Source organism: Bacillus sp. GbtcB10, from assembly GCF_019091365.1.
Classification (GTDB): Bacteria; Bacillota; Bacilli; order Bacillales; family Bacillaceae; genus Bacillus; species Bacillus altitudinis.
Map to the genome: position 1 here is coordinate 678,773 of NZ_JAGXJP010000001.1, position 12,421 is coordinate 691,193.

Consider the following 12,421-nt stretch of genomic DNA (forward strand, 5'->3'; position numbering starts at 1 on the left):
GGAGGTCTTTTCGTGGCAATCAAACCGATAGTCTTACATCCTGCAGACGTGCTTGAACAACAAACAGAGCTTGTTGATACATTCGATAAAAAACTGAAAAAACTGCTGGATGATATGTATGATACAATGCTTGAACTAGATGGAGTCGGCCTAGCCGCACCACAAATTGGCATCTCAAAAAGAATCGCCGTGGTCGATATCGGAGAAGATTCTGGGAGGATTGATTTGGTAAATCCTGAGATTCTTGAAGTGGAAGGAAGCCAGACAGACATTGAAGGCTGCCTGAGCTTTCCATCTTTATACGGAACGGTTGAAAGACCAAATTATGTGAAGGTGAAAGCCTTTGATAAGAAAGGCAAACCATTTACAATAGAAGCAGAAGGATTTTTAGCAAGAGCTTTATTGCATGAAATTGATCACTTAGACGGTGTATTATTCACGTCGAAGATCATTCAAACCTATACAGAAAAAGAACTTGCGGAAATGGAAGGGTGAAGAAAATGGCACGTATCGTATTTATGGGAACCCCTGATTTCTCAGTACCTGTGCTGCAAACACTTATAACAGAAGGATACGAAGTGGTCGGGGTCGTCACACAGCCAGATCGCCCGAAAGGCAGAAAACGAGTACTGACGCCGCCTCCTGTGAAAGTAGAAGCCTTAAAACACGGCATTCCAGTTTTACAGCCTGAAAAGGTACGTCTTGATGAAGAAATTGATAAAGTGCTTGCGTTAAAGCCAGATTTAATCGTAACAGCAGCGTTCGGACAAATTTTGCCAAAAAGATTACTTGATGAACCTGAATTTGGCTGTATCAACGTTCATGCCTCACTGCTGCCAGAACTAAGAGGCGGTGCACCGATCCATTATGCGATCCTGCAAGGCAAAAAGAAAACAGGCGTGACGATCATGTATATGGTAGAAAAGCTTGATGCAGGTGACATGATTAGCAAAGTAGAAGTAGAAATTGATGAATTAGACAACGTCGGAACACTGCACGATAAATTAAGTGTGGCTGGTGCGGCCTTATTAAAAGACACAGTTCCAAATGTGTTAAGCAGGTCTATCTCGCCAATTCCGCAAAATGAAGAGGCAGCAACGTATGCACCAAATATTAAGCGGGAGCAGGAAAGATTAGACTGGACCAAGCCAGGAGAAGAGCTTTACAACCAAGTTCGCGGCTTAAATCCATGGCCAGTTGCCTATACTGAATGGAGCGGTGCTAACTTAAAAGTATGGGAAGCGAAAAAAGTTCCGCTTCAAGCACCAGAAGAACCTGGGAAAGTGATTGAGCTTCAAAAAGAAGGACCAGTCGTTGGAACAGGAAATCAGCAAGGCCTTTTATTAACGAGTGTACAGCCCGCTGGAAAGAAAAAAATGAGCGGTGAAGACTTCTTAAGAGGCGCAAATATCGAAATTGGACAGAAATTAGGGTTAATCAATGAAGAAAAGTAATGTGAGAGAAATAGCGCTGGACGCTTTAATCAAACTCGAACAAAATCAAGCCTACAGTAACTTGCTTTTGCAGTCAGTGATGAAAGAGAAAGAACTTTCCGATCAAGACAAACCGCTATTAACAGAACTTGTATACGGTACACTGCAAAACAAGCTGGCACTTGATTATATGCTCACACCCTTTGTGAAAAAACCGCAAAAAGTGGCTCCATGGGTGATGCAGCTTTTGCGGATGTCTCTTTATCAGATGGTTTACCTTGAAAAAATTCCAGATCGTGCAGCCATCCATGAAGCAGTGGAGCTAACGAAAAAGCGCGGACATAAAGGCATTTCTTCACTAGTCAACGGCGTTCTTCGTTCTGTGCAAAGAGAAGGCGTGCCATCATTTGATGCGATCAAAGATCCGGTAAAAAGGCTCTCAATAGAGACAAGCCATCCATTGTGGCTCGTACAAGAATGGGTGGAGGCGTACGGTTTTGAAGCAGCAGAAAGCATGTGCCGTATTCATTTAGTCCCGCCAAAGCAGACATTGCGTGTCAATCAAATGAAAAAAAACCGCACTGCACTGCAGCAAGAACTCATGGATGCAGGAATTGAGACAGAGCTCGGCGACTTATCTGAGGATGCACTCAAACTCATGAAAGGATCTATCGTATCCACTCCTTTCTTTCAAGAGGGCTTTGTCACGATTCAAGATGAAAGCTCCATGCTTGTCGCAAGAGCGCTGGATCCTCAGCCGGGAGAAATGGTGCTTGATGCCTGTGCCGCTCCTGGTGGTAAATCAACACATATCGCAGAGCGAATGAACGATGAGGGGAAGATTGTGTCTCTTGATTTACATGAGCACAAAGTAAAACTGATCAAACAGGCAGCAAAGCGTCTAAACTTAACGCATATTGAGGCAAAAGCGCTTGATGCAAGAAAAGCATCCGACCATTATGATGATGCTTCGTTTGACCGTATTCTCATTGATGCACCATGTTCAGGTTTTGGCGTCATCAGACGAAAACCAGATATGAAATATACAAAGTCCTCGGAAGACTCAGCAAGACTTGCGACAATTCAGCAATCGATCTTGCATGAAACAGCCCAGCTGCTAAAGCCAGGCGGAACCCTTGTATACAGTACATGTACAATGGATCCAACAGAAAATCAACAAGTGATTCATGCGTTTTTACAAGAACACCAAGACTTCGAACCCGATCTATCTCTTAATGAACGGCTGCCTGAGCAGGTTGCTCCGTTTGTTCAAAACGGAAGTGTACAAATTCTTCCTCATTATTTCGGAACAGATGGTTTCTTTATTTGCAGCATGAGAAAGAAGGGATAAAAAATGACAGAACAAAAACAAAAAGTAAGAAAAGAACTGAAAACAGACATGCCGTCGATCTACTCGTTTGAGCTAAATGAAATCAAAGACTGGTTAAAGGAACAAGGCGAAAAGCCTTTCCGTGCAACACAAATTTTTGAGTGGCTTTATGAAAAACGCGTCACATCCTTTGATGAAATGTCTAACCTTTCAAAGGAATTAAGAGAAAAATTAAAAGATCAATTCGCCATCACGACTTTAAAAACAGTGATCAAACAAACTTCTCAAGATGGAACGATCAAGTTCTTATTTGAATTACACGATGGCTATACCATTGAAACCGTGCTGATGCGCCACGAATATGGCAACTCTGTCTGCGTCACAACACAGGTTGGCTGTCGAATTGGTTGTACATTCTGTGCATCTACACTTGGCGGTTTGAAACGTAACCTTGAGGCGGGAGAAATTGTGGCCCAAGTATTGAAAGTACAACAGGCGCTTGATGAAACAGATGAACGCGTCAGCTCAGTTGTCATCATGGGTATTGGCGAACCGTTTGATAACTTTGATGAAATGCTTGCATTCCTTAAAATCATTAACCATGACAACGGTTTAAATATTGGTGCACGTCATATTACCGTTTCGACGAGCGGGATCATTCCAAAGATTTATCAATTTGCGGATGAGCAAATGCAAATCAACTTTGCTGTCTCCCTGCACGCACCAAATACTGACATTCGAAGCCGCCTCATGCCAATCAATAAGGCATACAAGCTGCCAAAATTAATGGAAGCTATTGAATATTACATTCAAAAAACAGGCAGACGCGTGAGCTTTGAATACGGTCTGTTTGGCGGAGTCAATGATCAAGTCCATCATGCAGAAGAACTTGCTGATTTATTAAAAGGAATCAAATGCCATGTAAACCTCATCCCGGTGAACTATGTACCAGAAAGAGATTACGTGAGAACACCAAGAGAACAAATCTTCCTATTTGAAAAAACGCTGAAAGAACGAGGCGTAAACGTAACGATTAGACGAGAGCAAGGCCATGATATTGATGCTGCTTGCGGTCAGCTAAGAGCGAAGGAGCGTCAGGAAGAGACGAGGTGACGAATGTTGATAAGGGCAGCCTTTCAAACCGATACAGGAAAAGTCCGTCAGCATAATGAAGATGATGCAGGTATTTTTGAAGCAAAAGAAGACACACTTCTAGCTGTTGTAGCAGATGGAATGGGAGGTCATCTTGCTGGTGATGTAGCCAGCAAGATGGCAGTTTCTTCTTTAAAAGAATACTGGCAGGAAACATCTTCAATTCCAAATAAACCAGCCGATCAAGAAAATTGGTTAATCTCAAAAATTAGCGACATTAATGACCAAGTATACGAACATGCGAAAAACAATGAGGAATGCCAAGGAATGGGGACGACCATCGTTTGTGCGCTCGTTCATTTGCAAACGGTCACAATTGCCCATATTGGTGACAGCCGCTGCTATTTGCTAAGAGAAGGCGCGCTGACCCAATTAACAGATGATCACTCACTAGTGAATGAGTTAGTGAAAACAGGAGAGATTTCAAAAGCGGATGCAGAATATCATCCAAGAAAAAATGTGCTGACCAAAGCGTTAGGAACGGATAAACACGTTCAAATTGATGCACGAACTTTTGAAGTGGATCCAGGAGATCAAATTTTACTTTGCTCAGACGGATTATCGAATAAAGTAGAAGAAGAACATTTGATTCAGATTTTATCGCAAACAACCGCACCAGATGAAAAAGTAACAGAGTTAGTTCAAACAGCGAATGACAACGGCGGTGAAGATAACATTACAGCAGTACTGTTAGAAATCTCCTCCCAAACAGAGGAGGGTGACAGCAAGTGTTGATCGGAAAAAGGATCAGCGGCCGTTATCAAATTCTTCGCGCCATAGGCGGGGGCGGAATGGCCAACGTTTATTTGGCGGAGGATATGATTTTAGATCGCGAAGTGGCGATTAAAATTTTACGGTTTGACTTTGCAAGCGATGATGATTTTATTAGACGGTTCCGGAGAGAAGCGCAATCAGCAGCCAGCTTAGATCATCCGAATATTGTCAGTATCTACGATGTAGGAGAAGAAGATGACATTTATTATATTGTCATGGAATATGTCGAAGGGATGACGCTGAAAGAATACATACACGCCAATGGACCGCTTCATCCAAAAGAAGCCGTTCGCATTATGGAGCAAGTCGTTGCGGCGATGGAAGAAGCCCATGCGAAACAGCTCGTCCATAGAGACATTAAGCCTCACAATATATTAATAGACAACTTGGGGAATATCAAAGTCACTGATTTTGGCATTGCCATGGCACTTAGCTCAGCGACCATTACTCATACGAATTCTGTTCTTGGCTCCGTGCATTATTTGTCCCCAGAGCAAGCGCGCGGCGGTCTTGCAACGAAAAAGTCAGACATTTATTCACTTGGTATCGTTCTTTATGAGCTGATTTCAGGACGCATGCCATTTGAAGGAGAATCCGCTGTCAGTGTCGCACTGAAGCATTTGCAATCAGAGCCGCCATCTGTGAGAAGGTGGAATCCTTCTGTACCACAAAGCGTGGAGAACATCATTTTAAAAGCGATGGCCAAAGATCCATTCTATCGATACGAAGATGCATCTGAAATGCAAAAAGACTTAAAAACGGCTTTTGACCCTGCAAGACTAAAAGAAAAGCGCTTTGTCATTGAAGAAGATCATGAAGCAACAAAAGCCATTCCTATTATAAAAGATCATCAAGTCGATCAAGACAATGAAAAAACAGCCGTCCACCCGGTTCAAAAACCAAAGAAAAAAGAGAAACAAAAGCCGAAGAAAAAACGGAAAAAATGGCCGTGGATTGTAGCATCGATCTTATTTGTTTTGACGGCTGCAACCATTTTAGCGATCACGGTCTTCCCAGGATTACTCTTTCCAAAAGACGTAGAGGTGACCGATGTTTCTGGCATGACGGTTGAAAAAGCGGAAGACACCTTGAAGAAAGCCGGATTTACCGTCGCTTCTGAACCCATTGATATTGCCGACGAGAAGATTGAAAAAGGGCTGGTTGTCAAAACAGACCCGAAAATTGGAACAAAGGTAAAAGAAGGGACAGAAATTCAGCTTTATCAAAGTACAGGTAAAGAAAAAACCGAATTACCTGATGTAACAGGTGAAAAGGTCGAGAAAGCAAAAGAACGATTAGAGAAAAAAGGGTTTAAACAGGTTGTTGTAGAGGAAGTGAATGATAATGACACAGAATCAGGCATTGTCATGGAACAGAAACCTTCCGCAAACACAGAACTTGTCGCAGCAGATGAAGAGGTCACATTGACCGTCAGCATAGGACCTGCCGATATTACCTTACGGGATTTAACGACGTATAGTAAACAAGCCGCATCAAATTATCTAGAGGATAATGGACTAAAGCTAGATGAAAAAGAAGCATATTCTGACGATGTGCCAAAAGGTGAGGTCATGAAGCAGGAACCGGGAGCGGGGACAGCTGTTAAACCTGGTGATACGGTCAAAATTACGTTCTCTCTTGGTCCAAAAGAGAAACCGGCTAAAACGGTGACTGAAAAAATTGCGATCCCGTATGAACCAGAAACAGAAGGACAAGAAATGAATGTTCAAATATCCATTGACGATGCAGAACATAGCATTTCTGATTTATATGAAACCTTTAAAATCACTGCGCCCACTGAGCGAACGATTAAATTTAAGATAGAACCTGGTCAAAAAGGATACTATCAGGTGACTGTGGATGATAAAGTAGTAAGCTCCAAAACGATTGAATACCCTGATGATGAATAAAGGAGGGACTTTATGCCTGAGGGCAAAATTATTAAAGCATTAAGCGGATTTTATTATGTGCTGGATGAGTCTTTAGAAAGTGGCAAAGTAATTCAGTGTAGAGCAAGAGGGATTTTTCGTAAAAACAAAATAACCCCTCTTGTTGGAGATTATGTCGTCTATCAAGCAGATAACGATAAGGAAGGCTATTTGCTGGAAGTAAAAGAGCGGACCAATGAGCTGATTCGGCCGCCTATTAGCAACGTTGATCAAGCGGTGCTCGTTTTCTCAGCAGCAGAGCCGACCTTTAGTACATCGCTGTTAGACAGATTCCTAGTGCTTGTTGAAGAGAGCCAGATTGAACCGATTATCTGCATCACAAAAATGGACTTGCTGAAAACAGAGCAAGAGCGAGAAACGATTCAAGCCTATGCAGAAGACTATCGCCAAATTGGATACGACGTTCATTTAACATCGACAATCGAAGGGGATGGAATTGAAAAGCTGACCCCGTATTTCCATCACAAGATTACTGTTTTTGCAGGTCAATCGGGTGTAGGGAAGTCTTCCCTCTTAAATGCGATGAGTCCTGATTTAGCACTGAAAACAAATGATATTTCCTCCCATCTTGGCAGGGGGAAACATACAACAAGACATGTGGAACTCATTCGAACGGCTGAAGGGCTCATTGCCGATACACCAGGATTTAGCTCGCTTGAATTTACAGGTATCGAAGCGGAAGATTTAGGGCTCTATTTCTTAGAAATCAGAGAGAAGAGTGCAGAATGTAAATTCAGGGGCTGTTTGCACGTAAAAGAGCCTGGATGTGCAGTAAAAGAGGCAGTAGAACACGATCGCATCAGAGAGTATCGCTATCAGCATTATTTAGAGTTTTTAACTGAAATTAAAGACAGAAAGCCGAGGTACTAAATCATGGTTTATATTGCCCCATCCATTTTATCAGCCGATTTTGCCAATCTGGAGAAAGATATCCGTGATGTGGAACAAGGTGGTGCGGATTATATTCATATTGATGTGATGGACGGTCATTTTGTACCGAATATGACATTTGGACCAAATGTAGTGGAGGCGATCAGGCCGCATACAAAGCTGCCGCTCGATGTTCACTTAATGATTGAGCAGCCAGACCAGTATATCCCTGCATTTGCAAAAGCGGGCGCTGATATTATTTCTGTTCATGTCGAGGCGTGTCCACACTTACATCGCACGATTCAGCATATAAAAGAACAAGGTGTCAAAGCAGGGGTCGTTTTGAACCCGCACACACCCGTTTCTCAAATCGCGCATGTATTAGAGGATGTTGACCTAGTCTTATTCATGACGGTGAACCCTGGTTTTGGCGGACAGGCGTTTATTCCTTCTGTTCTCTCAAAGGTAAAAGAAGTAAAGACACTTAGTGAACAAAAGGGCTTAACCGATTTACTCATTGAAATAGATGGCGGTGTCAATGTAGAGACAGCAAAGAGCTGCAAAGAAGCAGGCGCTAATCTACTTGTTGCCGGCTCAGCGGTATATGGGAAAGACGACCGCGCGGCGGCCATTCAGGCCATTCGAGAAGCATAAGAAAAAGAACCAAAGTCATTGTGATCTTTGGTTCTTTTTCAATGGAGAGGAGCGTAATCATGCACATACATATCGTAGCCGGCGGTCCTTTTGCGTACATCCCGCCGCTTGATCATGAAGCATCTGAGGAGGACATTCTCTGGGTCGGCGTAGATCGGGGAACCCTTTTCTTACTAGAGCATGGCATTGTACCTGACAGAGCATTTGGTGATTTTGATAGTGTGACAGAAGAGGAGCTTCATGAACTGAAAAAGAAATTGCCTGCACTCAATCTATTTCAGGCAGAGAAAGATGAAACGGATTTAGAACTTGCGCTGAACTGGTCTTTGCGTCAGAATCCAGCACATATTCAAATTTACGGTATCACAGGCGGAAGAGCAGATCATTTTCTTGGGAATATCCATCTCCTTTATAAAGGCATTCAGCACAAACAGAGCATGACCCTTGTAGACAAACAAAATATCATTCAAATGTTTGGACCTGGTACATACGAAATCAAACAAGACCCGGATAAAAAATATGTGTCGTTTTTGCCCTTCGGTACATCGGTTGAAAAGCTGACATTAAAAGGTTTCAAATATCCTCTGAAAAATTGTCATATTGAGCCTGGTTCCACACTATGTATTAGTAACGAACTCATCCACTCAAATGGTACTTTTTCTTTTCATGAAGGCATATTAATAATGGTAAGAAGCAAAGATTGACCAACCTATCAATGTGGATGGCTGATTAAGCTCAATTGTGCTGCAAGCGGTACTTTTAGGAGGGGGACAAAATGAAATTTTATACAATCAAACTGCCTAGATTTCTTGGCGGCATTGTCCGTGCGATGCTTGGTTCATTTAAGAAAGATTAATGAGTATTCTCCTTTATTTCCACATAAAAACGCCTGCTACAGTTAAATGTAGCAGGCGTTTACTCTTGCTTATACACGCTCAACTTTACCAGATTTCAAAGCTCGAGCTGATACATATACTCTTTTAGGCTTACCGTCCACTAGAATACGAACTTTTTGAAGGTTCGCGCCCCATGTACGTTTTGTAGAGTTCATTGCGTGAGAACGGTTGTTCCCAGCTTTTGTTTTTCTGCCTGTAATAACGCATTTACGTGCCATTTGTTTCCCTCCTAACTGCGAAAACATCATCATATTCTTCATATACGTACTTAGAGATGCCTCAAGATACTTTAATAATTTACCACAGCTTCAAGGGGTTTGCAAGGATTGTTTGCTCCTCTTTCAAGAAAAATACCTTGACATCTTGATAAAAAATCAAGGCTATAGTATAAGTAGGATTGGGTCGGATTGAATGATTTCTTTTAAAAAGAAGGGTCTTATAGTAAAATAGTGATAACTCAGGGCAATTTCTCAAAAAGGGGGAACCAATGTGTCCATTGAACTTAGAACGAAATACGGACAAATTGATATATCAAATGAAGTCATTGCAATGGTGGCAGGAGGCGCTGCGATCGATTGCTATGGTATTGTTGGCATGGCGTCCAAAAATCAAATAAAGGACGGCTTGACGGATATTCTCCGCAAAGAGAACTTCAGCCGGGGTGTTCTTGTGCGTCAAAAAGAAGATCGCATTCATATTGATATGTACATCATCGTCAGCTACGGTACAAAAATATCAGAAGTCGCACATAATGTTCAAACGAAAGTCAAATATACGATTCATCACACGATTGGACTTTCAGTTGACTCAGTCAACATTTATGTACAAGGAGTAAAAGTTACGAACCCGTAGTAAGGAGGAAATATATTGTCTATTAGAAATCTGGGTGGCCGCTCATTTGCAAAAATGATTCTTGCAGGTGCTCACCATCTTTCTCAAAACGCACAAATTGTTGATGCGTTAAATGTTTTTCCAGTGCCAGACGGAGACACGGGGACAAATATGAATTTGTCAATGACTTCAGGGGCAAAAGCAGTTGAAGAAACAAATACCGATCACATTGGTAAGGTCGGGGTGGCTCTGTCGAAAGGGCTGTTAATGGGGGCAAGAGGAAACTCAGGTGTGATCCTGTCTCAGCTCTTCAGAGGTTTCAGCAAAAATATAGAACAAAAAGAAACAATTGACGCAAAAGAATTTGCGCTTGCCTTGCAGGCCGGTGTTGATACAGCATATAAAGCCGTCATGAAACCGATTGAAGGAACCATCTTAACGGTTGCAAAAGACGCAGCAAAGAAAGCGGTTGCTGTTTCAGCAACAGAAGACCAAATCGATCGTGTACTAGAATTAACGATTGAGGAAGCAAGAGCATCACTTGACCGCACGCCAGATCTCCTTCCTGTTTTAAAAGAAGTCGGCGTTGTAGATAGCGGCGGTAAAGGACTTCTTTGTGTATATGAAGGTTTTCTTGCTTCATTAAGAGGAGAAGAGCTTCCCCCTAAAACGGCCTCTTTGCCAACATTAAAAGAATTAGTGAGTGCAGAGCATCATAAAAGTGCACAAAGTCATATGAACACAGAAGATATTGAATTTGGCTACTGTACAGAATTTATGGTGAAATTTGAAGAAGACAAACAGTCCTTTGACGAAAATGCCTTCAGAGAAGAATTAAGCGAATTCGGAGATTCACTTCTTGTGGTATCTGATGATACGCTTGCAAAAGTTCATATTCATGCAGAGCAGCCGGGAGATGTCTTATCATATGCACAGCGCTACGGCAGCTTGATCAATATGAAAATTGAAAACATGAGAGAGCAGCATAGCTCGATCGTCAATGAAGAAAAAGATCACTCGCCTGCTGCACCAAAAGCAACAGCTGCTGAAAAACAGCGCTTTGGAGTAGTGAGTGTCGCAATGGGAGAAGGGATTGCTGACTTGTTTAAAAGTATCGGAGCATCCGTCGTCATTGAAGGCGGGCAGACGATGAATCCGAGCACAGAAGACATTGTCAAAGCAATTGATAGCATTCATGCCGAAACCGTCTTTATCTTACCTAATAATTCTAATATTGTCATGGCAGCTAAACAGGCGGCAACTGTCTCAAGTCGTGAGGTCGTTGTTATTCCGACAAAGACCGTTCCTCAAGGAATGTCGGCACTTCTTTCTCTAAATGAAGCAGCTTCAAATGAAGACAATGAAGCAGCGATGTTAGAAGCGATTGATCATGTGAAAAGCGGCCAAATTACCTTTGCAGTGAGAGATACCCAAATTGATGGGGTCGACATTGCCAAAGGCGACTATATGGGCCTATACAATGGAAAAATCACCTTAACAGCTAAAAATCAATTAGATGCAGCAAAAGAGCTTTTGACCCAAATGGTGACAGAAGATGATGAGATTGTCACAATCATCAAAGGGGAAGATGCATCATCTGATGAGATGGAAGCTTTAGAAGCATATATTGAAGAAACATTTGAAGATGTAGAAGTTGAAGTCCACGATGGAAAACAGCCGCTTTATTCATATATTTTGGCTGTTGAATAAAGAAAGAAGGGCATATGAAGCCCTTCTTCTTCTTTTGCATTTTTTTACTATGTGTTCATCGGTGAAATGAGTTGCGGGAATCGAATGAATCCATTAGTCTAAAGGGAGTAACAAACCAATCTGTGATTGGTGATGAGAGGGGAAGACCTATGAAATTTAGAAGTGTGTTTGATATTATTGGACCCGTCATGATTGGTCCATCAAGTTCGCACACGGCGGGTGCGGCTCGTATTGGAAGAGTGGCTCGCAGCTTGTTCGGAAGGGAACCGAAACGAATTGTTGTGTCGTTTTATGGCTCTTTTAAAGATACGTATAAAGGACACGGGACAGATGTAGCCATTATCGGTGGTGTTCTTGATTTTGATACATTTGATGAACGAATTAAAACAGCGATTGATATTGCAAAAAGCAAAGAAATCGACATTGAGTTTAAAGAAGAAGATGCGGTGCCAGCGCATCCAAATACAGCAAAAGTAGAAATTTCAGATGCGAATGGAAGCCTTGAATTAATCGGGATTTCCATTGGCGGAGGTAAAATTGAAATCACAGAATTAAATGGCTTTGAACTGAGACTCTCAGGGAATCATCCGGCCATTCTTGTGGTTCATAACGACCGCTACGGGACGATTGCAGCAGTTGCCAATGTGTTAGCGAAATTCGCCATCAACATTGGTCATATGGAAGTGGCACGTAAAGAGGTCGGGCAAGAAGCACTCATGACGATTGAAGTGGATCAGAATATTGATCCAGCGGTTTTAACAGAGCTTGAGACGCTGCCAAACATTATTCAAGTCACACAAATTGCAGAGTAACAACAAGGAG

General features: G+C 42.2%; 14 protein-coding genes. 13 read left to right on the forward strand and 1 reads right to left on the reverse strand.

Features of this window, described 5'->3' with window-relative positions; translation table 11 throughout:
• Positions 1–12: 12 nt before the first annotated feature.
• From def to spoVM, 10 genes are all read left to right on the forward strand, one after another.
• Positions 13–495, forward strand: a complete 483-nt coding sequence (gene def, locus KVT11_RS03685; RefSeq protein WP_017359337.1) for a peptide deformylase — start codon at positions 13–15, stop codon at positions 493–495.
• A 5-nt stretch (positions 496–500) separates the two neighbouring features.
• Positions 501–1,454, forward strand: a complete 954-nt coding sequence (gene fmt / locus KVT11_RS03690) for a methionyl-tRNA formyltransferase (protein WP_008344890.1) — start codon at positions 501–503, stop codon at positions 1,452–1,454.
• Positions 1,441–2,784, forward strand: coding sequence for a 16S rRNA (cytosine(967)-C(5))-methyltransferase RsmB (rsmB, locus tag KVT11_RS03695; RefSeq protein WP_048002837.1), 1,344 nt, complete (start codon positions 1,441–1,443; stop codon positions 2,782–2,784). Before fmt ends, rsmB begins: the two co-directional genes overlap by 14 nt.
• 3 nt (positions 2,785–2,787) lie before the next feature.
• On the forward strand, positions 2,788–3,876 hold the full coding sequence (gene rlmN / locus KVT11_RS03700; RefSeq protein WP_007499669.1) for a dual-specificity RNA methyltransferase RlmN: 1,089 nt from the start codon (positions 2,788–2,790) through the stop codon (positions 3,874–3,876).
• Positions 3,877–3,879: 3 nt separating this feature from the next.
• Positions 3,880–4,650, forward strand: coding sequence for a Stp1/IreP family PP2C-type Ser/Thr phosphatase (locus KVT11_RS03705; RefSeq protein ID WP_034647887.1), 771 nt, complete (start codon positions 3,880–3,882; stop codon positions 4,648–4,650).
• Positions 4,644–6,599, forward strand: coding sequence for a Stk1 family PASTA domain-containing Ser/Thr kinase (gene pknB / locus KVT11_RS03710; protein ID WP_017359108.1), 1,956 nt, complete (start codon positions 4,644–4,646; stop codon positions 6,597–6,599). The genes KVT11_RS03705 and pknB overlap by 7 nt, the downstream gene beginning before the upstream one ends.
• Before the next feature lie 12 nt (positions 6,600–6,611).
• Positions 6,612–7,508 carry a ribosome small subunit-dependent GTPase A gene (gene rsgA, locus KVT11_RS03715; RefSeq protein WP_041090545.1) on the forward strand — a complete coding sequence of 299 codons (897 nt, stop codon included), beginning with the start codon at positions 6,612–6,614 and terminating at the stop codon, positions 7,506–7,508.
• A gap of 3 nt (positions 7,509–7,511) precedes the next feature.
• On the forward strand, positions 7,512–8,162 hold the full coding sequence (gene rpe, locus KVT11_RS03720; protein WP_017367226.1) for a ribulose-phosphate 3-epimerase: 651 nt from the start codon (positions 7,512–7,514) through the stop codon (positions 8,160–8,162).
• A gap of 59 nt (positions 8,163–8,221) precedes the next feature.
• A complete protein-coding gene (locus tag KVT11_RS03725; protein WP_017367227.1) occupies positions 8,222–8,866 on the forward strand; it encodes a thiamine diphosphokinase in 645 nt (214 codons plus the stop codon).
• Between the two features lie 71 nt (positions 8,867–8,937).
• Positions 8,938–9,018, forward strand: a complete 81-nt coding sequence (gene spoVM, locus KVT11_RS03730; protein ID WP_008354550.1) for a stage V sporulation protein SpoVM — start codon at positions 8,938–8,940, stop codon at positions 9,016–9,018.
• Positions 9,019–9,087: 69 nt separating this feature from the next.
• Here spoVM and rpmB read toward each other — a convergent pair whose 3' ends face one another.
• Positions 9,088–9,276, reverse strand: coding sequence for a 50S ribosomal protein L28 (rpmB, locus tag KVT11_RS03735; RefSeq protein WP_003212514.1), 189 nt, complete (start codon positions 9,274–9,276; stop codon positions 9,088–9,090).
• Positions 9,277–9,547: 271 nt separating this feature from the next.
• Here rpmB and KVT11_RS03740 point away from each other — a divergent pair, with 271 nt between their 5' ends.
• From KVT11_RS03740 to sdaAB, 3 genes are all read left to right on the forward strand, one after another.
• Positions 9,548–9,910, forward strand: coding sequence for an Asp23/Gls24 family envelope stress response protein (locus tag KVT11_RS03740; RefSeq protein ID WP_008344871.1), 363 nt, complete (start codon positions 9,548–9,550; stop codon positions 9,908–9,910).
• 15 nt (positions 9,911–9,925) lie between these two features.
• Entirely contained in the window at positions 9,926–11,599 is a 1,674-nt protein-coding gene (locus KVT11_RS03745) for a DAK2 domain-containing protein (RefSeq protein WP_116306847.1), read from the forward strand.
• 149 nt (positions 11,600–11,748) lie between these two features.
• Complete coding sequence (gene sdaAB, locus KVT11_RS03750; RefSeq protein WP_008344864.1) at positions 11,749–12,411, forward strand: L-serine ammonia-lyase, iron-sulfur-dependent subunit beta; 663 nt, start codon at positions 11,749–11,751, stop codon at positions 12,409–12,411.
• Positions 12,412–12,421: the final 10 nt, after the last annotated feature.

Excerpts from the sequence above, each read along its gene's own strand:
- rsmB (WP_048002837.1), top strand. The coding sequence starts at position 1,441 with ATGAAGAAAAGTAATGTGAGAGAAATAGCGCTGGACGCTTTAATCAAA.
- fmt (WP_008344890.1), top strand. The coding sequence starts at position 501 with ATGGCACGTATCGTATTTATGGGAACCCCTGATTTCTCAGTACCTGTG.
- rpmB (WP_003212514.1), bottom strand. The coding sequence starts at position 9,276 with ATGGCACGTAAATGCGTTATTACAGGCAGAAAAACAAAAGCTGGGAAC.
- sdaAB (WP_008344864.1), top strand. The coding sequence starts at position 11,749 with ATGAAATTTAGAAGTGTGTTTGATATTATTGGACCCGTCATGATTGGT.
- rlmN (WP_007499669.1), top strand. The coding sequence starts at position 2,788 with ATGACAGAACAAAAACAAAAAGTAAGAAAAGAACTGAAAACAGACATG.
- KVT11_RS03705 (WP_034647887.1), top strand. The coding sequence starts at position 3,880 with ATGTTGATAAGGGCAGCCTTTCAAACCGATACAGGAAAAGTCCGTCAG.
- rpe (WP_017367226.1), top strand. The coding sequence starts at position 7,512 with ATGGTTTATATTGCCCCATCCATTTTATCAGCCGATTTTGCCAATCTG.
- rsgA (WP_041090545.1), top strand. The coding sequence starts at position 6,612 with ATGCCTGAGGGCAAAATTATTAAAGCATTAAGCGGATTTTATTATGTG.
- KVT11_RS03725 (WP_017367227.1), top strand. The coding sequence starts at position 8,222 with ATGCACATACATATCGTAGCCGGCGGTCCTTTTGCGTACATCCCGCCG.
- spoVM (WP_008354550.1), top strand. The coding sequence starts at position 8,938 with ATGAAATTTTATACAATCAAACTGCCTAGATTTCTTGGCGGCATTGTC.